The sequence below is a fragment of the Nocardia amikacinitolerans NBRC 108937 genome (genome assembly GCF_001612615.1).
Classification (GTDB): domain Bacteria; phylum Actinomycetota; class Actinomycetes; order Mycobacteriales; family Mycobacteriaceae; genus Nocardia; species Nocardia amikacinitolerans.
In genome coordinates this window covers 1-21982 of the sequence record NZ_BDAU01000012.1, presented here as the reverse complement: position 1 = coordinate 21982, position 21982 = coordinate 1, and the positions used below count along the sequence as shown (strand labels likewise).

The window sequence follows — 21982 nt, the reverse complement described above, 5'->3', positions numbered from 1 at the left end:
GCCGTGATCGCCGGGGCGCTCCTGTTGGTCCGCCGAGTGTGGGCCAGCTGAACCCATCAGGGTGGGGCGTCGTTGGCGCGGCGTCCCACCCGCTCGGCATCACTCGCGTGACCTGTCCGATGATACTTGACACTGTCCAGCTGAACAGTGTTAATCGCACCCAACCGCCCTCGACGGACTCGAGCCTGCGGACTGCTGCTCCGGAGACGACCGGCGAACGACAATCAAGGCTGGGCGCCGAGGATGCGGCCGGATTCGAAGGCCGCGGCGCTGGCGGGGAGTGTGCCGGGGCGGCCGCTGTTCAGGACGCGCACGACGCCGTTGCCGGTGGTCGGCCTGCCGAGCGCGTCCATCCGCCGAATGGTTTGCGCGGCAACGGCTTGCGCGCTGTCGAACAGGCGGACACCGACCGGCAGCGCCGCCACGATGGCGTCGATGACCAGCGGGTAGTGCGTGCAGCCGAGGACGACGCCCTCCACGTCGTCGGGCGTCTGCTCGGCGGCGCGGGTGATGGAATCGCGGGCCGCCACGAGATCGCCTCGGTCGATGGCGTCGGCGAGGCCGTGGCAGGCGACGCCGACCACCTTGGCGTCGCCGCCAAACTCCGCGATGAGGTCGGCCTGGTACTTGCTCGCGGTGGTCGCCGCGGTGGCCCACACCGCGACCGAGCGGCAGGCCGCGGCCGCGGGCTTGATGGCGGGCACGGTGCCGATCACCGGGATGCCGGGGCCGACGTCGGCGCGCACGTGTTCCAGCGCGGTGACGCTGGCCGTATTGCAGGGCAGCACGATCACTTCGGCGCCCGACTCGACCGACGTGCGTGCCGCGCTCACCACGCGATCGACGGTCCACCGCTCCGGCTTCGGGCCCCAGGGAGCGCCGTCCGGATCGAGTTGCAGCAGCAGGTCCACGTCCGGCCGCAGCTTGCGCAGCCAAGCGGCCGTGGGCAGCAAACCCAGCCCCGAGTCGATGAGCGCGACGATCACATCGACCACCGTATTACAGGCGCATCCCCCGGCCGAACCGTCTCAGGTGGACGCGAGCAGGTCGGCGACCGGCGCCGCCGCGGCGATCTTGGCGCGGGCCTTCATGACCTGGCCCGTCATCCCCGCCCCGACGACGCCGGTGAGGACGCCGTTCTTGGCGTAGTAGGCGAGGAACTTGCGGCCGTCGTCGGTGACGACGGTGACCTCGTCGGCGGCGCTCGGGGTGCCGAGGGCCTGGATCTTCACGTCGTACTGGTCGCTCCAGAAGTACGGAACCCGCGCCGCGCTCGGCGGCTCGGCGCCGAGCAGCGCGCAGGCCAGCAGTTTGGCTTGTTCGCCCGCGTTGGTCCAGTGCTCGACCCGCTTGCGCTCGCCCGTCTCGTGCCGCCACGCGGCGACATCGCCAACGGCCCACACCCGATCCGCGGAGGTCCGGCCGACCTCGTCGGCGAGCACGCCGCCACCGTCGGCGGGTTCGGCGAGGGCGATCCCGGAATCGCTCAGCCATTCGGTCACCGGTCGCGAGCCGACGCCGATCACGACCAGGTCCGTGAGCAGCTCCGTGCCGTCGGACAACACCGCGCCGCGCACCCGGCCCGCGGCGTCGGCGAGGAAGGTGTCCAGTCCGGTGTGGCAGCGCAGGTCGACGCCCTCGGCGCGGTGCATGCGCGCGACCAGCTCGCCGACCCGCTCGCCGAGGACGGAGGCCAGCGGCGTCGGTTGCGGTTCGATCAGCGTCACCTCGACGCCGCTCGCGCGGAAACTGGCCGCGAGCTCGCAGCCGATGAAGCCCGCGCCGACCACGAGCGCCCTTGTGGCGCCGCGTAATTCGTCGCGCAGCGCGGCCGCGTCCGCGTGTCCGCGCAGCACGTGCACGCCCGTCAGTTCGGGGAGGCCGGGCAGGCGGCGTGGACGCAGACCCGTCGCGATGACGAGCTGGTCGTAGTCGATGGCGCCGCCGTCGGCCAGGGTGATCCGCCGCGCCGCGGTGTCCACGGCGGTCGCCGTGGCGTTCAGGCGCAGCTCGATCCGCTTCTCCTCGAAGAATTCCGCGGGGCGCAGCGTGGTGTCGTCGGTCTCGCCGCGGACGAATTGCTTGGACAGCGGCGGGCGGTCGTAGGGCAATCGCGCCTCGTCGCCGACCAGGACCAGCTCGCCGGCGTATCCGGCGCGGCGCAGTTCCTCGGCGGTGCGCAGCCCGGCGAGTCCGGCCCCCACGATCACGATCGGCGCGGTCATGCGGCAATCCCTTCATCCGTCGGTACGACCCTCACCCTAGCGTCTGCTTGGTTCAGTTCGGATGTGTCGGCAGTCACTCTCGAAAGGGGCCGGGGATCGCCACGCAATCGTGTCCGTACCGATATTGATCGGGCGGTCAATCAGGACTATACCGAGGTCAGAACATAATTCGAGCCCTAGGAGGCACACCATGTTCACCGAGAGTCGCGCGCAGGACCTGCTTGCCGTCATCCTCGGCGCCTTCACCGCGCTGTCCCCCATCTGGGTGGACACGAACGACAGGGCAATGTGGACGATGATCGTCCTCGGCGTCTTGATCGCCCTCACCGGCCTGGCCCAGATGGCCCGACCGGCCATGGCTATGGCCGACTACGCGATGGCGCTGTTCGGCGCACTGCTGTTCATCGCGCCATGGGCGATGGACTACACCGAGTTCCGCGGTGCATCCTGGACCTCATGGGTCGTCGGCGTGGTCACGGTTGTCGTCGCGATCGCTGCGCTGCCCGCGGTCACGGCGCGCATGCACCGGACGACGAGCGGCGGAGTTGCTCCGCACCTCTGATGCGTGACGTGCGAATCCTGAACCGCGAACCGGTCTTCGGCCGGACGGCAACGAGGACGCACCACTGATGCAGATGCCCAAACCCGGTCGCCACTTGGTCCGGCGACCGGACGATCCCGCCCGGACCGGGCGCCGCCGCAGCGCCAAGATCGACGGCGACGCCCGGCAACTCATCCTGGACGCCGCCGAAAACCTTTTCGCGGCACAGGGATTCGACGCCACCGCGACGGCGGCCATCGCCGCGGGCGCCGGCGTCCCCAAAGGCCTTGTCTTCTACTACTTCCCGACCAAGGATTCGATCCTGTCCGCGCTCATGGCCGAGCGCATGCCCACCCAGCCGATCGACGACATCGGCGCCGTCGTAGCCCCCGGCGATCCGGCCACGAGCCTGGTCAACCTCGACGCCGCGCTGAACCTGCGCGACCACCACTCCTCGGTGCTGCGGGTGATCATGTGGCGCGAGGCCGACACCCATCCCGACGTGCGCCGCCAACTCCGCCACCTGCGCGACCAGCTCCTCGACGTGACCGCCCGCGTCCTCCAGGCCAGCGCACCCGCCCCCGTCCGCCCCGGCACCCTGCGCGCCTGCGCCGCCGCCTGGGTCTCGGCCATGTTCGCCATCGCGAGCACCGACCGCCTACACGCCCTCGACGGCATCCCCCTCCCCACCACCGACGAAATCCTCAACGTCGCCCAAGTCGTCGCCGCAGGCATGACCCAACTCGGCTGACGCCGGTCCGCGTGGTGGCTGTCGTAGCATGGAATCGTGACCGCCGCGCGCGACTATTCCGAGCTCCACGCGCTCATCGACCAGCTGAATCCCAGCCAGGCCGACGAGGTGCGTCGCCACGTGCTGCGACTGGTCCAGCCCCGTTCCGAGCGGTTCTCGGTCCTCCGAACATTCGACGGTCCGTCGACAGACCTCGGCGCGCGCGCCAAGGACGTCCTGCGCGACGAAATCGGCGAATCAGATGCTGATCGTTGACACCGGGCCACTCGTCGCCTACCTCAACCGCCACGACAACGACCACCAGCGCTGCGCCGAACTCTTCACCGGACGAACCGACGAGTTGCTGCTGACGCCTTATGTCGTCACCGAGGCCTGCTACCTGGTTTGCAAGTACGTCGGCGCGGCGGCCGAGATCAATCTCGTCGAAGCGATCGCGGCGGGCGACCTGACACAGGTCGAAATCACCGATGCCGACCTGCACCGGATGGCCGAATTGATGACGCAGTACCGTGGCTTTCCGCTCGGCGTGGCGGACGCCTCGGTCATCGCCGTCGCCGAGCGCCTCGATGCGGTCGAGATCGCCACGCTGGATCATCGCCACTTTCACGCCGTGACATTGAGGCACACGCCGGGCTTCAAGCTCCTGCCCTGAGGCACCTGCGGAGTCGACACGTTCGGTGCCGCTGAATGGCGCTAATCCTCGTGGTCGGTGAGGAATTCGATGACGTCGGGGGCGAAGCGGGGGTGTTTGACGGTGCCCATGTGGGAGGCGCCGGGGTAGATGTGGAGGCGGGAGTCGGGGATGCCGTCGGCGGTGTGGCGGAAGGTGGCGGTGGAGTAGAACTCGTCGCGTTCGCCGCCGATGACGAGGGTGGGGGCGGTGATTTCGCCGAGGCGGTCGGAGACGTCGAAGGCGTCCTCGGCGCGGACGAAGGCGAGGGTGTCGGACGGGTTCGCCGGGCGTGCGAACGGATCGAGCAGCCACATCGCGCCCTTCATGAGGCGGTCGGTGAAACCGGACGGCGCGGGAATCATGTGGTGCAGCGCTCTGCGGCCCTCGGCCGCCGCTTCGGCGTAGTTCAGCTGCGCGGTGCGCGCCGCGTCCTCCAGTCGATAGCCCGAGGCGCCGATGACGAGCCTGCGCACGACATCCGGATGGTCGGCGGCCAATTGCAGCGCGAGCGACCCGCCGGAGGAGATGCCGAGAACGTCCACGGGCGTGTCGAATTCGGCGCGCAGCGCCTGGGCGTGGTGGGCGGCGATCTCGGACATCGTGGTTCCCGCCGCCATGCCGGGCGCCCTGTTCACCGCGTACACGCGAAAGTGCCTGGCCAGCGGCGTCAGAGTCTTGATCTCGGACTCACGCATCCACCCGGTCGGGTTGGCGTGGTTGGGAGTGAACCACCGCAGGAACACCAGCGGACGGCCGGAACCCATGGCGAGATAAGGCATTCCGTGCTCGAGCGCACCCTCGACGATATCGAGATCGGTGTGCGCGGACCTGCTCATGTTTCCCTCCGATGACGGCGACGGCTCGACATGTCGACCGTATCGGCAGGCTCCGACAAAACGCCGAAGGCGGGCCCCGCGTCGGAAACCTGTCGGCTCGACCTCGGGTACCGAGCTGCCCTCGGGACACCGCTCGCCGCGATGCGCAACCGCCCCTAACGAGCCTCTGTCCGGTCTGCGGGGGCTAGATGCCGCTGGAAGATCAGTTTCAGCGCTCGTGCGGCCCCCTCCGGATCACTCCACAGATGCCCACAGGCCCGACAACTCCAGTCCGGGTTGCCCGCTACGACGACGCACCCGCCGAGCGATATCAATCCGGCCGCCGCCAGAGCGCGGGCAGAAGGCGCGGGCATGCCGTAGAGAATCGGGATTCCGCGCAGTTTCCAATCCTGATCCAGACGATCGTCGGCCGGTCGAGGTCCCCCTTGGCGCGGCCGAGGAGGATGAAGTCCTCGTCCTTCGTGACGATGGCCGCGCCTCGACGTATTCCCTCGTTCCACACTTCCGGGTCCGAGGCAGAGGTCATGTCGAGATCACAGACATGGACGGCATCGTGCCCCTCACTGGCCAGCGCCCGCGCCAATGCGGGCGGAAGCTGCGCATCCACAAGGAACTTCAAGAGGCGGTCCGCAGGATCGGATGATCGATCTCGGCGGCAGCGAACGCCAGACAGGCGCGAATGTCTTCCAGTTCGAGGTACGGATAGTCGGCGAGGATGGACTCTTCGGTCTCACCGGCAGCCAAGAGCTCGAGCACGTCCTTCACCCTGATGCGCATGCCGCGGATACAAGGCCGCCCACCGCACTGGTTCGGATCGAACGTAATCCTGGACACCGGCCAAGTGTACCCGTCAGCCACAATCGCTGGCCGGGAGCGTGCCGACGCCACGCTTCGGGCTCACAGGTCCGGCTCACCGGGCTCGGGCGGCTCGACCGCGCCGAAATCGCCTCCCGGCTCGGCAGCGACCAACTCCAGCAGCGCCGGGTCGGCGTGAACCTCGGCGGTGTGGCGCCATTGAGTGAGCAGAGTCGCCAGGGGCGCGAGGTTCTCGAGTGCTGCCGAACCCTGAGCTACAGCAACCAGTTCGACGAGGAACTGGTCGATATCCTCCGCGGGCAGGAAGGTCACCCACGGCACGGCGTCGGGCAGCACCTCGCGCACCGCGTCGACACCGAGCCGCCTGGTCAACCCCGCCAGCAAACGTGCGGTGAAATCGACGACCGTGCCTTCGGCGTCCAATTGCGAGACGCGCATCAGCGCCAGATCGTCGGCATTCCTGCGCCGAAGGCGAAGTGCGCGAACCTGATCCAGTACACTCCCCCGAAACGCCGAACGGCGCCGCTCCTGGTGGAGCGGCGCCGTTGGGAGATCGGTGATTCAGGGAATCACTTGATGATCTTGGTGACGCGGCCGGCGCCGACGGTGCGGCCACCCTCGCGGATCGCGAAGCGCAGGCCCTCTTCCATGGCGACCGGCTGGATGAGCTTGACGCTCATCTCGGTGTTGTCGCCCGGCATGACCATCTCGGTGCCCTCGGGGAGGGTCACGACGCCGGTCACGTCGGTGGTGCGGAAGTAGAACTGCGGGCGGTAGTTGTTGAAGAACGGGGTGTGGCGGCCGCCCTCGTCCTTCGACAGGATGTACGCCTGGCCCTCGAAATCGGTGTGCGGGGTGGTGGTGCCCGGCTTCACGATGACCTGGCCGCGCTCGACATCCTCGCGCTTGATACCACGAACCAGCAGACCGACGTTGTCGCCCGCCTGGCCCTGGTCGAGCAGCTTGCGGAACATCTCGATACCGGTGACCGTGGTCTTGGTCTTCTCCGGACGGATGCCGACGATCTCGACTTCCTCGTTCACGTTGATCACGCCACGCTCGACGCGACCGGTGACGACGGTGCCACGACCGGTGATGGTGAACACGTCCTCGACCGGCATCAGGAACGGCTTGTCGGTCTCACGGACCGGGTCCGGGATCGACTCGTCGACGGCGTCCATCAGATCCAGCACGGACTGGGTCCACTTCGGGTCGCCCTCGAGCGCCTTCAGACCGGAGACACGCACGACCGGCGCGTCCTCGTCGAACTCCTGGGCGGCCAGCAGCTCGCGGACCTCCATCTCGACGAGCTCGAGGATCTCCTCGTCGTCGACCATGTCCGACTTGTTCAGCGCGACCAGGATGTAGGGCACGCCGACCTGACGGGCGAGCAGCACGTGCTCACGGGTCTGCGGCATCGGGCCGTCGGTGGCGGCGACCACGAGGATGGCGCCGTCCATCTGGGCCGCACCGGTGATCATGTTCTTGATGTAGTCAGCGTGACCAGGAGCGTCGACGTGCGCGTAGTGGCGCTTCTCGGTCTGGTACTCGACGTGGGAGATGTTGATCGTGATACCACGAGCCTTCTCCTCAGGCGCCTTGTCGATCTGATCGAACGCGAAGCTCTCGTTCAGATTCGGGTACTTGTCAGCCAGCACCTTGGTGATCGCCGCGGTGAGCGTGGTCTTGCCGTGGTCGACGTGACCGATGGTGCCGATGTTGACGTGCGGCTTCGTCCGCTCGAACTTCGCCTTCGCCACTTTTGGGTCCTCCTGGACTTGTTGGTGCGTGCATTTGCAGCAGTGCGTGGGTCATCCCCGCGGATGCGGGGATCTGGTAGTACTGACGCCCGGCTGGGGCCAAGTGTGCCACTTGGCCCCAAACGATTTACTCGCCGGTCGCCTTGGCGATGATCTCCTTCGACACGTTGGCCGGAACCTCCGCGTACGAATCGAACACCATGGAGTAGTTCGCCCGGCCCTGGGTCTTCGACCGCAGGTCACCGATGTAACCGAACATCTCCGAGAGCGGAACCAGCGCCTTGACGACACGGGCACCACTGCGTTCCTCCATGGCCTGGATCTGGCCACGGCGGGAGTTCAGGTCGCCGATCACGTCGCCCATGTAATCCTCGGGCGTGGTGACCTCGACAGCCATCATCGGCTCGAGGATCACCGGACCGGCCTTACGGGCCGCTTCCTTCAGGGCCTGCGCGCCTGCGATCTTGAATGCCATTTCCGACGAGTCGACGTCGTGGTAGGCACCGTCGAGCAGGGTGACCTTCAGGTTGACCAGCGGGTAGCCAGCGAGCACACCGTACTGCATGGCGTCCTGGGCACCGGCGTCGACCGAAGGGATGTACTCCCTCGGCACGCGGCCACCGGTGACCTTGTTCTCGAACTCGTAGTGCGCGCCGTCCTCGCCGACGAACGGCTCGAGGGCGATGATCACCTTCGCGAACTGACCGGAACCACCGGTCTGCTTCTTGTGGGTGAATTCGAGCTTCTCGACCGTCTTGGTGATGGTCTCGCGGTAGGCGACCTGCGGCTTGCCGACGTTCGCCTCGACCTTGAACTCGCGCTTCATGCGGTCGACGAGGATGTCGAGGTGGAGCTCGCCCATACCGCCGATGACGGTCTGGCCGGTCTCGGCGTCCAGCTTGACCGAGAAGGTCGGGTCCTCTTCCGAGAGACGCTGGATCGCGGTGCCCAGCTTCTCCTGGTCGGACTTGGTCTTGGGCTCGATGGAGACCTCGATGACCGGGTCCGGGAAGGTCATGGACTCCAGCACGATCTGGTTCTGCGGATCGCACAGGGTGTCACCGGTGGTGGTGTCCTTGAGGCCGATGACCGCGTAGATGTGGCCCGCGGAGGCCGCACCGACCGGGTTCTCCTTGTTGGAGTGCATCTGGAACAGCTTGCCCAGACGCTCCTTCTTGCCCTTGGTCGAGTTGATGACCTGGGCGCCGGAGTCGACCTTGCCGGAGTACACGCGGACGTAGGTCAGCTTGCCGAAGAAGGGGTGCACCGCGATCTTGAACGCCAGCGCCGCGAACGGCTCGTCGGCGCTCGGCTTGCGGGTCAGCAGCTCCTCTTCCTTGCCGGGCACGTGGCCGGTGGTGGCCTCCACGTCCAGCGGCGAGGGCAGGTAGTCGATGACCGCGTCGAGCATGGGCTGCACGCCCTTGTTCTTGAACGCGGAACCACAGAGCACCGGGTAGAGCTCGGAGTTCACCGTCATCTTGCGGATGGCGCCCTTGATCTCCTCGACCGTGAGCTCCTCGCCGCCGAAGAACTTCTCCAGCAGCGCCTCGTCCGACTCGGCGACGGTCTCGAGCAGCTCCTGGCGGTACTGCTCGGCCTGCTCCTTCAGCTCGGCCGGGATCTCGGTGACCTCGTACTGCTCACCGAGCTTGGTCTCACCGCGCCACACCTTGGCGTTGTTCTCGACCAGGTCGACGATGCCCTCGAAGGTGTCCTCCGCGCCGATCGGCAGCTGGATGACGAGCGGCTTGGCGCCGAGGCGCTCCTTGATGGTGCGCACGGTGAAGTAGAAGTCCGCACCGAGCTTGTCCATCTTGTTGACGAAGCAGATCCGCGGCACGTCGTACTTGTCGGCCTGACGCCACACCTGCTCGGACTGCGGCTCGACGCCTTCCTTGCCGTCGAACACCGCGACGGCGCCGTCGAGCACGCGCAGCGAACGCTCCACCTCGACGGTGAAGTCGACGTGCCCGGGGGTGTCGATGATGTTGATCTGGTTGTCTTTCCAGAAACACGTGGTAGCCGCGGAGGTGATGGTGATACCACGCTCCTGCTCCTGCTCCATCCAGTCCATGGTGGCCGCGCCATCGTGGACCTCACCGATCTTGTAGGTGATGCCGGTGTAGAAGAGGATGCGTTCGGTAGTGGTGGTCTTACCGGCATCGATGTGCGCCATGATGCCGATGTTTCGGACCTTGTTCAGGTCGGTGAGCACGTCCTGTGCCACGGAAATCTTCCCCGCTCGTAGCTAGTTGGGATCTTCGGGTTCCAGACCCTGTCGGGTCATCACTATGTCAACGCCGGGAGGGGCACCGAAGTGCCGCCTCTCGACTGTGAGCCTTCCGGCGCCGACACGGAGCGACGGGCCGGCCGACAATCACCAGCGGTAGTGCGCGAACGCCCGGTTCGACTCGGCCATCTTGTGGGTGTCCTCGCGACGCTTCACCGAAGCGCCAAGGCCGTTGCTGGCGTCGAGCAGCTCGTTGGCCAGACGCTCGACCATGGTCTTCTCGCGACGCGCGCGGGCGAAGTTGACCAGCCAGCGCAGCGCCAGGGTGTTGGCACGGCCGGGACGAACCTCGACCGGAACCTGGTAGGTGGCGCCACCGACGCGGCGAGGCTTCACCTCGAGCGACGGCTTGACGTTGTCCAGCGCGCGCTTCAGGGTGACGACCGGGTCGGTGCCGGTCTTCTCGCGCGCCTGCTCGAGCGCGCCGTAGACGATGCGCTCGGCGGTGGACTTCTTGCCGTCCAGCAGGATCTTGTTGACCAGCTGGGTGACCAGCGGCGACCCGTAGACCGGGTCGTTGATCAACGGACGCTTGGGAGCGGGGCCCTTGCGCGGCATATCAGCTCTTCTCCTTCTTCGCGCCGTAGCGGCTGCGGGCCTGCTTGCGGTTCTTCACACCCTGGGTGTCCAGCGAGCCACGGATGATCTTGTAGCGGACACCGGGGAGGTCCTTCACACGACCGCCACGGACGAGCACCATCGAGTGCTCCTGGAGGTTGTGGCCTTCGCCGGGGATGTAAGCCGTGACCTCGACCGCGCTGGTCAGGCGAACACGCGCGACCTTACGCAGCGCGGAGTTCGGCTTCTTCGGGGTCGTGGTGTACACGCGGGTGCACACGCCACGACGCTGCGGGCTCCCCTTGAGGGCCGCGGTCTTGGTCTTGGCGACCTTGTCACGGCGACCCTTGCGGACCAGCTGGTTGATGGTTGGCATAGACCGGCTTTCCTTGTTGTCTAACGCGGTGTCTGGAACTTATGTCTTGTATTCATCGAGTCTTCACTCGCACGTCCAACCACGTTTCTCGCGTCCCGAGGTCGGGCGTGTCGTGCGTGAGACAGGACCCTGATTCCGGGCACGCCGGGGAGGTCGGCCGCTTTCGCTGGCCTACGTCGAACGCACGAACTTGCCCGCATGCTTCCGGGCACAGCGATCCACGATACTCGCGGGCTTCGCGAAGGGTCAAAGCGGGGTCCGGCGTGGGCGCGTTTACCTGGCCAGATTCAGGGTCAGCTCCACCAGTTGCTTGGCCGCCGCGCACGGATCGGGATGCGTCGAACCCGCGCGGTAGTTGATCCACCAACCGACCACGCCGCTGTCGGCCGCGCTCGCGCTGACGCCGCACGAATCGGGGTCGCCGGGGCGGCGGGTCTGCAACGCGCGACTGCTCTGGACGGTGGTGTTCTCCGAGAGGTAGCCGAGCTTGTCGTTGGTCGCCTTCTCGTTGTTCAGCGAGCCGATCTCGTACCAGTTGAGGGTGACCATGGCCCGCCCGCCGGGCGCGTCCTCGACGTCCCACATGCACACCGCGCCGTTGAACGAGCCCTGCACGAACCGCGCGTCGCCGACCGCCTTGCCGATCTTGGTTGGCTCCACCACCTCGCATTCGCGCAGCAGCTTGTCGAAATTCGTGTTGATCTGCTGACTGCCGCCCGCCGGGAACGCCTCGCCCTCGATGGTCTTACCGCAGCCCGTCATCGTGAGCGCCAGCGCGGCGGCCGTCGCGGCGAGCACCGCGTTGCGCGTCTTCGAATGTGCACTCATGCCCGTCCCCTCACTTCAGCCGCTGCACGGTGAGTTCGGCCAGCTTGCGCGTCTTCTCGCACGGATTCCCCGCGGGCGCGAACGCCCCGTACGACATCGACCATTCGAAGAAGTCGTCGTCGAGTTGCACGGCCAGATCGCAGACCGTGCCACTGGGATCCAGCGCCTGGAATCCCGGCTTGCCGCCCACCTCGATCTTGTCCGGCTCCCGGCCGACGCTCGCCACCCATGCCTTCTCCCGGTCGATCGGGCTGCCACGGTAGGACGCGAAGGTGACGCTGGGCGAAGCCAATCCGGCCGACTGGTAGTTGCAGCCGACCGAGTTCTTGAACACGGTCGAGATTTGGCCGAGCCCCGCGATCTCGCGCACCTCGTCGTCGGTGACGTGCCCGCATTCGCCGACGAACGGACCGAGCGTCGCGACCTTCGGCGGCGGGCGAAGCGGGGTGTTCGACGACCCGGAATCGTCGTCCGAACCGCACGCCGACAGCGTCAATGTCAGGGCGAGACAAGTGATGAGCGCCGACGCGATCCGCATGATTCGAACTCTACTTGTTCGGCGGGCGCGGCCTCCTGGTCAAAGATTCCCGCGGGCGGCCTGCTCGCGTTCGATCGCCTGGAACAGGGCCTTGAAGTTGCCCTTGCCGAAGCCGAGGGAGCCGTGGCGCTCGATCAGTTCGAAGAAGACGGTGGGTCGGTCGGCCAGCGGCTTGGTGAAGATCTGGAGCAGGTAGCCGTCCTCGTCGCGGTCGACGAGGATGCCGCGGCGCTGCAATTCGGCGACCGGCACGCGCACCCGTCCGATGCGGGCGCGCAGTTCCGGGTCCTCGTAGTAGGTGTCGGGAGTCTCGAGGAATTCGACGCCCGCCCGGCGCAGGTGGTCGACGCAGGTCAGGATGTCGCTGGTGGCCAGTGCGATGTGCTGGACGCCCGGCCCGCGATAGAAGTCCAGGTACTCGTCGATCTGGGAGCGCTTCTTGCCGACGGCGGGCTCGTTCAGCGGGAATTTCACCCGGTGGTTTCCGTTCGCGACGACCTTGCTCATCAGCGCCGAGTACTCGGTGGCGATGTCGTCGCCGACGAACTCGGCCATGTTCGTGAAACCCATGACGCGGCGGTAGAACTCGACCCAGCGGTCCATCATGCCGAGCTCCACGTTGCCGACGACGTGGTCGATCGCCTGGAACAGCCGGTTCGGCGCGCCCTCTGGCGGCTGGTAGCCGGAGCGCCGCGCCACATAGCCCGGTCGGTACGGACCGTAATAGTTGGAACGGTCGACCAAGGTGTGCCTGGTCTCCCCGTAGGTCGCCAGCGCCGCGGTGCGGATGGTGCCGTTCTCGTCGCTCTCGTCGTGCGGTTCGACCAGGACCGTCGCGCCGTGCGTGCGGGCCCACTCGATGCAGCGGTCCACGTCGGGCACCTCGAGCGCGATGTCGACGACGCCGTCGCCGTGCCGCTGGTGATGGGCGATGAGCGGGCTGTCCGGGTGCACCGCGCCGGTGACGACGAACCGCGCCGCGCCGCTGCGCAGCACGAAGGCCTTGTGGTCGCGGTTGCCGGTCTCGGGGCCGGAGTACGCCTCCAGCCGGATCCCGAAGGCCGATTCCAGGAAGTGCGCGGTCTGCGTCGCGTTGCCGACCACCCAGACCAGCGCGTCCCAGCCGATGACTGGGAAGGGGTCGACGCTGTCGTCGTGGTCGACGAGTCCGACGAGCCCGCGCAACTCGCCGTCGGTCGGCAGTTCGATGGTCATGGATCAAGCAAATATCCGCCGCCGACCGGTAGGCAACCGCTCCGATTTTCTGTAGACACAGTGGCGGATTCGGCTAGCAAAGCCCGCGAGATGCTGGACAATTTGAATAGTACTCACGGGACACCACGCTGCCCCCGCCCGCGCCCCCACAGGAGGTCGCCATGTCACGCACCCCGGCGAAGCTGGACGAGCTCGACCTCGCCATCCTGACCGCGATGCACGAGCACCAGAAGGCCGGAATCCTGGAGCTCTCCCGGCGCACCCGGGTGGCGCGGGCGACCGTGCAGTCGCGCATCGGGCGCATGGAGGAGGCCGGCGTGATCGCCTCCTACGACCCGCAGATCGATGTCACCGCAGCGGGATTCGACGTACAGGCCTTCGTCACGCTGGAGATCGCCCAGGGCGCGCTCGACACCGTCGCCGCCGAACTCGACGCCATCCCCGGCGTGCTCGAGGCGTACGCGACGACCGGATCGGGTGATGTGCTGTGCCGCATCGGCGCCGACTCGCACGCCGGGTTGCAAGCGGTACTGCTCAGCATCGACCGGACCAGTTCGGTGGACCGGTCGCACAGCGTCATCGTGCTGTCCACGGTGGTGCCGCGCCGGACATTGCCGCTGCTGCGCACGCTGACGCCGACCGGAAGCAGCAAGGCCCCCGCCTACCGCGACTCCCACGAGCGCTGACTCACGGCCGCAGGTCCGCGCCGACCTCGAGAATCTCCACGCTCGGCCGCTTGTCGTCCTCCAGGAAGGCAAGCAGCGCAAGCGCTTCCGCCTCCACCTCGGCGCGCTCGGCGGACGACAACGCGCGACTCGGGCTGATCCGCAGCCGCGCGACCCCGGACTGCGGGAAGATCTTGTACACACCCGCGACGAAACCGTCGACCAGCACCGGAGCCACCGCCGTCGCGTACGCGCGCAGGGTCGGCGTCGCACCGTTCGGCACGATCCTGCTCCGATCCTGGTGCGAGAGAACGGCATTGTCGTACCAACCGAGCAGCCGGACCGGCGCGGGCAGGTCCGGGTCGGCCAGTTCGGCGTCGGCGAGGTCGTAGAGGGTGCGGCCGCGCTCGTCGGTGTAGGTGCGCAGCCGGTCGCCGAGCGCGTCGACGGCCTTCTTCAACCCGGTCAGCTTGGACCAGGTCTGCATGTCCATGGTCGTCGCGGGGCCGAACGCGCGCAGATACCGGACGAGCAGCTCCGCGAGCGGGTAGTCCGGGTCCAGCGGCGCGCCGAGCCACGGCTCCACCCGCGACCACACCGGACGGCTGCTGTCCTTCCACTTCCCGCGCGGCGGCGTCTGCAAGACCGGCAGCTGATACAGCCAGGTCTGCACCACCGCGCCGGGATCGCGGTCCGGAAAGCACGCGGCGGCGCGGGCCCGCAGCTCGGCGGCGGGCGTCGGCTCGTCGCCGAGCGCCTCCTCACCGCGAGCCCGTACCTCGTCCGGGTCGAGGCCGACCATCGCGCCGAAGTTGAAGCCCTTGCGGAACGGGACCTTCTCCAACTCCGGCTGGATGTGCGGCGCGATGCGCAGCGCGTCCGGCGGCGTCACCAGGTGAATGGTGCCGCGCATCAACGTGATTCGGACCAGCGAACGGTCCTCCAGCCCCGCCGAGACCACCTCGGGATCGAAATCCGCCAGGCGGCTCCACAATCCGACGAACGGCGGCGGCACATCCTGCGCCTGCAGGCCGACCAGGTGATCGCACATCCGCGCCACCGTCAGCGACGATCGCTCCAGCAGGTGCTGGCGCTGCAACAAGGTCCGGTTCAACACCCGGTGGGAAAGCGTCATGACGCGGTGGCAGCGATCAGCGCAGGGTGACGACGACCTTGCCGGTCGCGGTGCGGTTGTCCAGCGAGGCAACGGCTTCGGCGGCCCGGTCCAGCGGGTAGAGCACCGGCTGCGGCGGCGCGATCTTGCCGGAGGCCAGCAGCGGCTCCACCTCGGCCCACTGTTCGGCCAGGTAGCCCGGGTGCGTCATGACCCACTCGCCCCACGCCGCGCCCGTCACCTCGACGTTCTTGAGCAGCAGGCGGTTCACCTTCACCGTCGGGATCTCCCCCGCGGTGAAGCCGACGACGAGCAGCCGACCGGCCGAGGCCAGCGAGCGGATGCTGTCGGTGAAGCGGTCGCCGCCCACCGGGTCGAGCACGATGTCGACGCCGCGGCCGCCGGTCAGCTCCTTCACCGCGGCGAGCCAGCCGTCGGTGAGCACCACGTCGGTGGCGCCGTTGGCCTTGGCCACCTCGGCCTTCTCCGGCGTGCTCACCACCGCGATCACTCGGCCCGCGCCAAGCGCCGCGGCCATCCGCAGCGTCGAGGTGCCGATGCCGCCGGCGGCGCCGTGCACGAGCACCGTCTCGCCCTCGGCGAGCCTGCCGCGGTTGCGCAGGCAGAAGTGCACCGTCAGATCGTTGAACAGGATGCCGGCGCCTGCCTCCAGGGAGATGTTGTCCGGCAGCTTGAACACCATCTGCGCGGGCGCCACCGCGACCTCGGCCATGGCGTTGCCGAGCAGCGTCAGCGCGACAACCCGGTCACCGGCCGCGACATGCGCGTCGGCGGGCGCTTCGCGCACCACGCCCGCGACCTCGCCGCCCACGACGAACGGCAATTCCGGCTTCATCTGGTACAGCCCGCGCGTCATCAGCACATCGGGAAACGCGACACCCGCGGCGTGCACGTCGATCACCACACCGCCCGGATACGAAGCGGGCTCGGGAATCTCGACGACCTCGACCGCTTCCGGTCCTTCCAGCTTGCTGACCTGGGCTGCGCGCATGTGCCGACCTCTCTGTCCGATTCGACGACATCGGTCGTCGTCGATGACACCGTGACCAACATAACGCTAAGCTGGGCGCGACTTTCAGGTCGGGGAGAAGGGGGCTTTTCCATGGTCGACGGCGCACAGCCTGCCGCACAGTTGCAGGTGAATCCGCAAGCGCTACAGACGTTCGCGAACAATTTGGGCGCCGAGGCGGGGCTGATACGCGGGCTCAACATCGGCAACGGATTCAATCCGGCCGTCTCGGCCCTGCAAGGCACCCCCTTCGGCAACTCCGCGGGCCGCGCGACCGACCTGACCAACCAGTGCCTGCACCGCATCGCCGACCGGCTGGAGAAGGTCGCCCAGAGCACCCGCACCGCGGCAGGCGCCTACGAAGTCGCCGAGAACGACTTCGCGGCCCGCCTCCGCACCATCGCACTCGAGCTGCCATGACGCTCACCATCGCGAACGTCTCCGCATGGCAGCCCGACCAGATCGGCACCGCGGGGGCGAACGCCCGCAAGCTCTCCGAGCAACTCGACGCCGCGGTGCGCAAGGGCTCCGACGACACCGCACGGCTCGGCACCGACAAGGTGTGGTCCGGCGCGGCCGCCGACGCCGCCAACCAGCGGATGGACACCGAGAAGAGCCGGTCCGGCGCGGTGAGCGCCGCCCTGCTCGAGCTCGCCACCGCCTTCGAGGCCGAGGTCGGCAACCTGAACGAAGCCAAATCCAACGTGCTGCGGCTGCGCGACCAAGCGGCGAGCGCGGGTCCGGTCCCGGCCGCGGGCATGGGCCTGATCACCGGGTTCACCGTGAACGACAACGGCACCGTCGACGCCACCGCGCGCACCGAGGAGCTGCTCCGCGACCTCACCGGCCAAGCCGCCGACGACCTGCGCCTTCGCATCCGCGCCGACGCCGCGAACTGGGAAACCCAGATCACCACCGCGCTGCAAACCGCCGAGAACGTGGCCACCGAAGCACAACGCAAGGTCGACACCGCGATCACCAAACTCCAGTCGGCCCTCGACGGCCTCGCCGACCCCAACCTCATCCCGCCCCCATCGACCACCACCACCCCGGCCGCCACAACCCCACCCACCACGCAATCCCCGAGCAAGCCGAACTACGTGATGTCCGGCGGCAACAACAGCTACTCCGGCTCACCCTCCGATTCCTCGTATTCGGGCGGGCCGAGTTCGAGCGCCCCCACCGGCCCGATGCCGACCGGGGACAAGGCCAAGTGGATCCAAGAGGCGATCCAGGCATTGCGCGCCAAGGGATACGACATCAGCGACAGCGACGCCGCGATCATCTCGATGATCATCGACAAGGAATCCGGCGGAAACCCGCACGCGATCAACCTCTGGGACAGCAACGCCGCGGCGGGCATTCCGTCGAAGGGCATCATGCAGACCATCGACCCGACGTTCAACTCCTACAAGCTGCCCGGCCACGACGACATCTGGAACCCGGTCGACAACATCATCGCCGGAACGCGCTACGCCATCGAGCGCTACGGATCGCTCAGCAATGTTCCAGGTATCGCGGCGATGAGCCGGGGAGAGGGGTACGTCGGCTACTGATCACCGGCGGTTTCGCGGCTCGGGCGTTTCACCGGGCGGCCCGGCCCGCGGACGATTCGGGGTGTGGTGCGGGGGTTCGTATACCAGTGAGTACAGGCGGCTCGACGCGAGGGTGTGACGTACGCCCCGTAAAGTCGTCTCACAACAGCACCGCAAGAAGACGCGGCACAACGTGCAGCGCGAGGAGCACAAGTGTCACTCGATCAGCCACTCGCCCCGCTGACCCAGGAGGGCATGGGCTATGCCTCGGCGTGGCCGGTACGGGCTGGCGATGTGGATCCGTACGACCGATTGAGGTTCGACGCCGTCGCCAGATACCTGCAGGATATCGCCTGGGAACAGTTGCATCACACGTTCCTGCACCGGTCTGATCCGAGCTGGATCGTTCGCCGCACGGTCATCGACGTCATCCGCCCGATCGTCTGGCCGGACCAGGTACACCTGCTGCGCTGGTGTTCGAGCATGTCGACCAGGTGGACGAACATGCGGGTGCGGATCACCAGCGACAACGGCGGGCTGATCGAGACAGAGGGCTTCTGGATCAATATCAACGAGTCGACCAACCGGCCGACCAGGATCAGCGACGAGGGCCTTTCCTACCTGGCCAGGACCGCGAGCGAGCACCGGCTGCGGTGGCGGCCGTACCTGACCGACTCGACTCCCCCGGAATCGGACACCGACCTACCATTTCCGGTGCGGGCCACCGACATCGACCAGTACAACCACGTGAACAACGCCTGCTACTGGCAGGCCGTCGAGCAGTTCCTCGTGGACTATCCGAAATTGGTCGCGGGCCCGCACCGCGCGGTGATCGAGTACGTCGCCCCGGTGCTCGCGCGCCAGCACATCAGTGTGCGCAGCCGCTACGAACCGGGCGACCGCAACGGGCGGCCGGTGCTGCGGCTGTGGTTCGTGGTCGGCGGGACGACCACGACCGTCGTGCGCATCATGCCGCTGCCCGGCTGACGCGCTGAACGCCCTCCGGCCGAACCCGTACGCCAGACGATCCGACCGCCGGGCAGATCACGCGGACCCGCCCGACGGCCTCGGCGCTCAGCCCCGCGCCGCCTTGAGCAGGTCCTCGCGGGTGGTGAACTTGACGCGCGGACGGCCAGCGGCCTTGCCCGCCGCCTTCTCCGCCTGATCGATGGACTTCCAACCGGCGCGGTCGACGAGGTCGGCCTGCCGCTGCGCGATCAGCGCCTTCAGCGCGCCCCGATCACCCTGCGGCGCAGCGAGTTTGCCCGCGATGAAGTCGGCGACGAGCTGCTCGACGGTCTCCTCGGAGTCGACGCGGTTCGAACCGATGACCCCGCGCGGACCGCGCTTGATCCAGCCGCTGACGTACACGCCGGGCAGCGGGACGCCGTCCTCACCCAGCACCCGGCCGTGCTCGTTCGGCACTACTGCGCGGCGCTCGTCGAACGGCAGTCCGGCGACGGGCTCGCCGCGGTAGCCGATGGAGCGCAGCACCAGCGAGGCGTCCAGCCGATCGGTCCGGTCGGTGGCGCGGGCGACCAGCTGGCCACCTTCCTCGACCAGTTCGTTGCGCACGAATTCGATGCCGTCGACGCGCTCGGCGCCGGTGACCGCGGTCGGCGAAGCCAGGTAGCGGAAGACGATCCGCTTGTTGGCGGGATCGCGGCGACCGGCGGCGTACTCCTTCGCCAGGGTGTACTTCAGCTGCAACGACGGCTCGACCTCCGGGTCGTCCAGCAGCGCCTGGCTGGCCGGGTCGAGGTCGAGTTCGGCCTCGTCGACGATCACGTCGACGCCCTTCAGGTGGGCGAGCGCGAGGAACTCCGGCGAGGTGTAGGCCGCTTGCAGCGGACCGCGCCTGCCGAGCACGACGACCTCGCGGATGTTGCTGCCGCGCAGGGCATCCAGCGCGTGGTCGGCGATGTCGGTCTTGGCGAGTTCGTCGGGGTCGACGGTGAGCACGCGCGCCACGTCCAGCGCGACGTTGCCGTTGCCGACGATCACGGCGCGCTCGCCGGACAGGTCGAACTGCCGGTCGGCGTAGTCGGGGTGGCCGTTGTACCAGGCGACGAACTCGGTCGCCGAGTGGCTGCCGGGCAGGTCCTCGCCGGGAATGTTCATGTGGCGATCGCTGGCCGCGCCGACCGCGTAGATCACCGCGTGGTGGTGCCCGAGCAGCTCCTCGTGCGAGATGTGTGTGCCAACCTCGACATTCAGGTAGTACTGCAGGGTCTCGCGGCGGAACGCGGACTCGAACATGCCCGAGACCGTCTTGGTTCCCGGGTGGTCGGGGGCGACGCCCGCGCGCACCAGACCCCACGGCGTCGGCAGCCGGTCGAACATCTCGACCTCGGCATCGCAGCGGCGCAACAGTTCGTCGGCGGCGTAGCAGGCCGCGGGCCCGGCGCCGACGATGGCGACGCGCAGGGTGCCGAGTTCCTTCGGCGGGCGCTGCGGCGGCACGATCGGGTCGAAGTTGGATTCGAGCGGGTGCCGTTCGAAGTAGGCCGCGTTGATGTCGCGGAACCGCGCGAGCGAGGCCGCCAGATCGTCCTCGGGGAAGATGGCCTCGACCGGGCACGCGTCCACACAGGCGCCGCAGTCGATGCAGGTGTCCGGGTCGATGTAGAGCATTTCGGTCGTCGCGAACTCCGGCTGGTCCGGCGTGGGACGAATGCAGTCGACCGGGCACTCGGAGACGCAGCTGGCGTCGTTGCAACAACGCTGCGTGATTACGTAGGCCATATTGTGCAGATCCTCGAAAATGTACGTGGGCTGGTGCCACCCTGGGTTGCGGTGGGCCGCGGTGTCACAGCGAGCGGATAGCGATATGTGACGCCGCTTTCAGTGTGCCTCGAGAGTGGCGTACGCCTCTCTTCGGACTGCCTACGTGCCTATCACACCCCGGTCACAGGCGGAGGCTTACGGTATTGCCATGGTTCGGACCCTGATCCTGATGCGGCACGGCAAGTCCAGTTACCCGGACGGCGTCGGCGATCACGAGCGCCCGCTCGCGCCGCGCGGACAACGGGAGGCCGGGCTTGCGGGCGACTGGCTGCGCGAGACCCAGCCGCCGATCGACGCGGTGCGCTGCTCGACCGCCGTACGGACCCGCGAAACACTGGCCGCCACCGGCATCACCGCCCCTGTCGTCTACGAACGCGGCATCTACGAAGCGTCGCCGCGGACCCTCATCGAACTGATCCAGCTCAGCGACGACGACGTCGAGACCCTGCTGCTGATCGGCCACGCACCCGGAATGCCGTGGACCGCATGGGAACTCGCGGCCAATCGCAATTCGAATCAGGCTGTCGAGCTGAGCAGGAAGTTCCCGACGTCGGCGCTCGCCGTGCTCGAATTCGACCGCCCGTGGTCCGACATCGACGCGGGCACCGGCGAACTCGTGCGCTTCCACATTCCCCGCTGAGCTACCCCGGCGTCGGCGGACGCCGGTCATTTCAGCAGTTTGCCGCCCACCACGACGCCGACGCCGAGCAGGATCAGTAGCAGGAACGCCACGAATCCGTTTGTCAGCCACCAGACGACGCCTAGCGCGACGACGAACGGCGCCACCGCGATCGCGGTGATCACGGGACTCTCCTTGACCGTGGCCCAGGCCGAGCGGGCCCGGATCCGGTCGATTTCCTTTCCAGGCATGCCACCAGGGTAAGCCCGTTTCGGCCCGCCGACTCGGTACCGCCGATATCGGCCGACATGTCGGTGGGCGGTGGGATGCTGACCCGATGGATTGGAAAATCGAACTCGTCGCGATTCCCGTCACCGACGTCGACCGGGCCAAGGACTTCTACACCCGCATCGGCTTCAACGCCGACCACGACCACTCGCCGAGCGAGGACATCCGCTTCGTGCAGCTGACACCGCCCGGTTCGGGCTGTTCGATCTGCATCGGCCGCGGCATCACCGAGGCAGCCCCCGGCAGCGTCGAGGGCATGCAGATGGTGGTCGCCAGCGCCGAGAAGGCCTATCAGCAGCTGATCGAGGCGGGCGTGGACGCCACACCCGTGCAGGACATGGGCTGGGGCCTGTTCACCTTCTTCAGCGATCCCGACGGCAACAAGTGGGCCGTCCAGGAACTGCCGAAGTACAACTGACCCGCGCCCTTCCCCACGTCGTGCCGCACGCCACGCACGGTCGGCAGAATCGGTGTTGCTTGGAGTGCACTCCAGGTGATTAGCGTCGTCCGTGTTCGACGAGAGGGGTGAGTTCA

At 67.7% G+C, this 21982-nt stretch carries 27 protein-coding genes; 10 read left to right on the top strand and 17 right to left on the bottom strand.

Going from position 1 to position 21982, the window contains the following annotated elements:
• Positions 1–224: 224 nt before the first annotated feature.
• A complete protein-coding gene (locus NAM01S_RS12240; protein WP_067784205.1) occupies positions 225–986 on the bottom strand; it encodes a glutamate racemase in 762 nt (253 codons plus the stop codon).
• Between the two features lie 42 nt (positions 987–1028).
• Positions 1029–2225 (bottom strand): NAD(P)/FAD-dependent oxidoreductase, encoded by a 1197-nt coding sequence (locus tag NAM01S_RS12235; RefSeq protein WP_067784050.1) that lies wholly within the window; start codon positions 2223–2225, stop codon positions 1029–1031.
• A gap of 190 nt (positions 2226–2415) precedes the next feature.
• On the opposite strand from NAM01S_RS12235, the gene NAM01S_RS12230 reads away from it, so the two are divergent.
• The 4 genes from NAM01S_RS12230 to NAM01S_RS12215 all read left to right on the top strand — a co-directional run bounded on the left by NAM01S_RS12230 (position 2416) and on the right by NAM01S_RS12215 (position 4169).
• Positions 2416–2787, top strand: a complete 372-nt coding sequence (locus tag NAM01S_RS12230) for an SPW repeat domain-containing protein (protein WP_067784047.1) — start codon at positions 2416–2418, stop codon at positions 2785–2787.
• A gap of 73 nt (positions 2788–2860) precedes the next feature.
• Entirely contained in the window at positions 2861–3517 is a 657-nt protein-coding gene (locus NAM01S_RS12225; protein WP_067784203.1) for a TetR/AcrR family transcriptional regulator, read from the top strand.
• A gap of 36 nt (positions 3518–3553) precedes the next feature.
• Positions 3554–3772 carry a hypothetical protein gene (locus NAM01S_RS12220; protein WP_067784041.1) on the top strand — a complete coding sequence of 73 codons (219 nt, stop codon included), beginning with the start codon at positions 3554–3556 and terminating at the stop codon, positions 3770–3772.
• Positions 3759–4169 (top strand): type II toxin-antitoxin system VapC family toxin, encoded by a 411-nt coding sequence (locus NAM01S_RS12215; RefSeq protein WP_067784040.1) that lies wholly within the window; start codon positions 3759–3761, stop codon positions 4167–4169. The genes NAM01S_RS12220 and NAM01S_RS12215 overlap by 14 nt, the downstream gene beginning before the upstream one ends.
• Before the next feature lie 41 nt (positions 4170–4210).
• Here NAM01S_RS12215 and NAM01S_RS12210 read toward each other — a convergent pair whose 3' ends face one another.
• From NAM01S_RS12210 to hppD, 11 genes are all read right to left on the bottom strand, one after another.
• A complete protein-coding gene (locus NAM01S_RS12210) occupies positions 4211–5026 on the bottom strand; it encodes an alpha/beta fold hydrolase (protein ID WP_067784038.1) in 816 nt (271 codons plus the stop codon).
• A gap of 310 nt (positions 5027–5336) precedes the next feature.
• A complete protein-coding gene (locus NAM01S_RS12205) occupies positions 5337–5645 on the bottom strand; it encodes a DUF5615 family PIN-like protein (RefSeq protein ID WP_067784036.1) in 309 nt (102 codons plus the stop codon).
• On the bottom strand, positions 5642–5860 hold the full coding sequence (locus NAM01S_RS33975) for a DUF433 domain-containing protein (RefSeq protein WP_084482886.1): 219 nt from the start codon (positions 5858–5860) through the stop codon (positions 5642–5644). Before NAM01S_RS33975 ends, NAM01S_RS12205 begins: the two co-directional genes overlap by 4 nt.
• Positions 5861–5923: 63 nt before the next feature.
• Positions 5924–6280: a hypothetical protein gene (locus tag NAM01S_RS12200; RefSeq protein ID WP_157107717.1), complete on the bottom strand. Its 357-nt coding sequence runs from the start codon at positions 6278–6280 to the stop codon at positions 5924–5926.
• 131 nt (positions 6281–6411) lie between these two features.
• Positions 6412–7602 (bottom strand): elongation factor Tu, encoded by a 1191-nt coding sequence (gene tuf / locus NAM01S_RS12195; RefSeq protein WP_067784031.1) that lies wholly within the window; start codon positions 7600–7602, stop codon positions 6412–6414.
• Positions 7603–7729: 127 nt separating this feature from the next.
• Positions 7730–9832, bottom strand: a complete 2103-nt coding sequence (gene fusA / locus NAM01S_RS12190) for an elongation factor G (protein ID WP_067784029.1) — start codon at positions 9830–9832, stop codon at positions 7730–7732.
• Between the two features lie 150 nt (positions 9833–9982).
• Complete coding sequence (gene rpsG, locus NAM01S_RS12185) at positions 9983–10453, bottom strand: 30S ribosomal protein S7 (protein ID WP_011211611.1); 471 nt, start codon at positions 10451–10453, stop codon at positions 9983–9985.
• 1 nt (position 10454) lies between these two features.
• Positions 10455–10829 carry a 30S ribosomal protein S12 gene (gene rpsL, locus NAM01S_RS12180; protein WP_014353064.1) on the bottom strand — a complete coding sequence of 125 codons (375 nt, stop codon included), beginning with the start codon at positions 10827–10829 and terminating at the stop codon, positions 10455–10457.
• A 273-nt stretch (positions 10830–11102) separates the two neighbouring features.
• Complete coding sequence (locus NAM01S_RS12175) at positions 11103–11657, bottom strand: DUF3558 domain-containing protein (protein WP_067784027.1); 555 nt, start codon at positions 11655–11657, stop codon at positions 11103–11105.
• Between the two features lie 10 nt (positions 11658–11667).
• The gene (locus NAM01S_RS12170) at positions 11668–12195 is read right to left on the bottom strand and encodes a DUF3558 domain-containing protein (protein ID WP_067784025.1); all 528 of its coding nucleotides are present in this window, start codon (positions 12193–12195) and stop codon (positions 11668–11670) included.
• A gap of 39 nt (positions 12196–12234) precedes the next feature.
• Positions 12235–13410, bottom strand: a complete 1176-nt coding sequence (gene hppD / locus NAM01S_RS12165) for a 4-hydroxyphenylpyruvate dioxygenase (RefSeq protein ID WP_067784023.1) — start codon at positions 13408–13410, stop codon at positions 12235–12237.
• Positions 13411–13571: 161 nt separating this feature from the next.
• Here hppD and NAM01S_RS12160 point away from each other — a divergent pair, with 161 nt between their 5' ends.
• Positions 13572–14096 (top strand): Lrp/AsnC family transcriptional regulator, encoded by a 525-nt coding sequence (locus NAM01S_RS12160; protein WP_067784021.1) that lies wholly within the window; start codon positions 13572–13574, stop codon positions 14094–14096.
• 1 nt (position 14097) lies between these two features.
• On the opposite strand, the gene NAM01S_RS12155 is transcribed toward NAM01S_RS12160, so the two are convergent.
• Positions 14098–15210, bottom strand: a complete 1113-nt coding sequence (locus tag NAM01S_RS12155) for a winged helix DNA-binding domain-containing protein (RefSeq protein ID WP_067784020.1) — start codon at positions 15208–15210, stop codon at positions 14098–14100.
• Between the two features lie 16 nt (positions 15211–15226).
• Positions 15227–16201 carry an NADPH:quinone oxidoreductase family protein gene (locus NAM01S_RS12150; RefSeq protein WP_067784018.1) on the bottom strand — a complete coding sequence of 325 codons (975 nt, stop codon included), beginning with the start codon at positions 16199–16201 and terminating at the stop codon, positions 15227–15229.
• 111 nt (positions 16202–16312) lie between these two features.
• Between NAM01S_RS12150 and NAM01S_RS12145 the strand changes: the two genes are divergently transcribed.
• The 3 genes from NAM01S_RS12145 to NAM01S_RS12135 all read left to right on the top strand — a co-directional run bounded on the left by NAM01S_RS12145 (position 16313) and on the right by NAM01S_RS12135 (position 18741).
• Positions 16313–16639, top strand: a complete 327-nt coding sequence (locus tag NAM01S_RS12145) for a type VII secretion target (RefSeq protein WP_067784017.1) — start codon at positions 16313–16315, stop codon at positions 16637–16639.
• Positions 16636–17775 carry a transglycosylase SLT domain-containing protein gene (locus NAM01S_RS12140; RefSeq protein ID WP_067784016.1) on the top strand — a complete coding sequence of 380 codons (1140 nt, stop codon included), beginning with the start codon at positions 16636–16638 and terminating at the stop codon, positions 17773–17775. Before NAM01S_RS12145 ends, NAM01S_RS12140 begins: the two co-directional genes overlap by 4 nt.
• A gap of 192 nt (positions 17776–17967) precedes the next feature.
• Positions 17968–18741 carry an acyl-[acyl-carrier-protein] thioesterase gene (locus NAM01S_RS12135; protein ID WP_067784015.1) on the top strand — a complete coding sequence of 258 codons (774 nt, stop codon included), beginning with the start codon at positions 17968–17970 and terminating at the stop codon, positions 18739–18741.
• Between the two features lie 87 nt (positions 18742–18828).
• Here the strand turns inward: NAM01S_RS12135 and NAM01S_RS12130 are convergent, their stop codons facing one another.
• Positions 18829–20499: an FAD-dependent oxidoreductase gene (locus NAM01S_RS12130; RefSeq protein WP_067784013.1), complete on the bottom strand. Its 1671-nt coding sequence runs from the start codon at positions 20497–20499 to the stop codon at positions 18829–18831.
• A gap of 190 nt (positions 20500–20689) precedes the next feature.
• On the opposite strand from NAM01S_RS12130, the gene NAM01S_RS12125 reads away from it, so the two are divergent.
• Positions 20690–21181: a SixA phosphatase family protein gene (locus NAM01S_RS12125; RefSeq protein ID WP_067784011.1), complete on the top strand. Its 492-nt coding sequence runs from the start codon at positions 20690–20692 to the stop codon at positions 21179–21181.
• Between the two features lie 26 nt (positions 21182–21207).
• Here the strand turns inward: NAM01S_RS12125 and NAM01S_RS12120 are convergent, their stop codons facing one another.
• Positions 21208–21411 (bottom strand): hypothetical protein, encoded by a 204-nt coding sequence (locus NAM01S_RS12120; protein WP_067784009.1) that lies wholly within the window; start codon positions 21409–21411, stop codon positions 21208–21210.
• 86 nt (positions 21412–21497) lie between these two features.
• Here NAM01S_RS12120 and NAM01S_RS12115 point away from each other — a divergent pair, with 86 nt between their 5' ends.
• On the top strand, positions 21498–21866 hold the full coding sequence (locus NAM01S_RS12115) for a VOC family protein (RefSeq protein WP_067784007.1): 369 nt from the start codon (positions 21498–21500) through the stop codon (positions 21864–21866).
• The last annotated feature ends 116 nt before the right edge of the window (positions 21867–21982 follow it).

What these genes read in the sequence shown, in the direction of transcription:
- NAM01S_RS12235 (WP_067784050.1), bottom strand. Translation starts at nt 2,225, where the DNA reads ATGACCGCGCCGATCGTGATCGTGGGGGCCGGACTCGCCGGGCTGCGC.
- NAM01S_RS12230 (WP_067784047.1), top strand. Translation starts at nt 2,416, where the DNA reads ATGTTCACCGAGAGTCGCGCGCAGGACCTGCTTGCCGTCATCCTCGGC.
- NAM01S_RS12225 (WP_067784203.1), top strand. Translation starts at nt 2,861, where the DNA reads ATGCCCAAACCCGGTCGCCACTTGGTCCGGCGACCGGACGATCCCGCC.
- NAM01S_RS12215 (WP_067784040.1), top strand. Translation starts at nt 3,759, where the DNA reads ATGCTGATCGTTGACACCGGGCCACTCGTCGCCTACCTCAACCGCCAC.
- NAM01S_RS12210 (WP_067784038.1), bottom strand. Translation starts at nt 5,026, where the DNA reads ATGAGCAGGTCCGCGCACACCGATCTCGATATCGTCGAGGGTGCGCTC.
- NAM01S_RS12200 (WP_157107717.1), bottom strand. Translation starts at nt 6,280, where the DNA reads ATGCGCGTCTCGCAATTGGACGCCGAAGGCACGGTCGTCGATTTCACC.
- rpsG (WP_011211611.1), bottom strand. Translation starts at nt 10,453, where the DNA reads ATGCCGCGCAAGGGCCCCGCTCCCAAGCGTCCGTTGATCAACGACCCG.
- rpsL (WP_014353064.1), bottom strand. Translation starts at nt 10,829, where the DNA reads ATGCCAACCATCAACCAGCTGGTCCGCAAGGGTCGCCGTGACAAGGTC.
- NAM01S_RS12175 (WP_067784027.1), bottom strand. Translation starts at nt 11,657, where the DNA reads ATGAGTGCACATTCGAAGACGCGCAACGCGGTGCTCGCCGCGACGGCC.
- NAM01S_RS12170 (WP_067784025.1), bottom strand. Translation starts at nt 12,195, where the DNA reads ATGCGGATCGCGTCGGCGCTCATCACTTGTCTCGCCCTGACATTGACG.
- hppD (WP_067784023.1), bottom strand. Translation starts at nt 13,410, where the DNA reads ATGACCATCGAACTGCCGACCGACGGCGAGTTGCGCGGGCTCGTCGGA.
- NAM01S_RS12160 (WP_067784021.1), top strand. Translation starts at nt 13,572, where the DNA reads ATGTCACGCACCCCGGCGAAGCTGGACGAGCTCGACCTCGCCATCCTG.
- NAM01S_RS12155 (WP_067784020.1), bottom strand. Translation starts at nt 15,210, where the DNA reads ATGACGCTTTCCCACCGGGTGTTGAACCGGACCTTGTTGCAGCGCCAG.
- NAM01S_RS12150 (WP_067784018.1), bottom strand. Translation starts at nt 16,201, where the DNA reads ATGCGCGCAGCCCAGGTCAGCAAGCTGGAAGGACCGGAAGCGGTCGAG.
- NAM01S_RS12145 (WP_067784017.1), top strand. Translation starts at nt 16,313, where the DNA reads ATGGTCGACGGCGCACAGCCTGCCGCACAGTTGCAGGTGAATCCGCAA.
- NAM01S_RS12140 (WP_067784016.1), top strand. Translation starts at nt 16,636, where the DNA reads ATGACGCTCACCATCGCGAACGTCTCCGCATGGCAGCCCGACCAGATC.
- NAM01S_RS12130 (WP_067784013.1), bottom strand. Translation starts at nt 20,499, where the DNA reads ATGGCCTACGTAATCACGCAGCGTTGTTGCAACGACGCCAGCTGCGTC.
- NAM01S_RS12125 (WP_067784011.1), top strand. Translation starts at nt 20,690, where the DNA reads ATGGTTCGGACCCTGATCCTGATGCGGCACGGCAAGTCCAGTTACCCG.
- NAM01S_RS12120 (WP_067784009.1), bottom strand. Translation starts at nt 21,411, where the DNA reads ATGCCTGGAAAGGAAATCGACCGGATCCGGGCCCGCTCGGCCTGGGCC.
- NAM01S_RS12115 (WP_067784007.1), top strand. Translation starts at nt 21,498, where the DNA reads ATGGATTGGAAAATCGAACTCGTCGCGATTCCCGTCACCGACGTCGAC.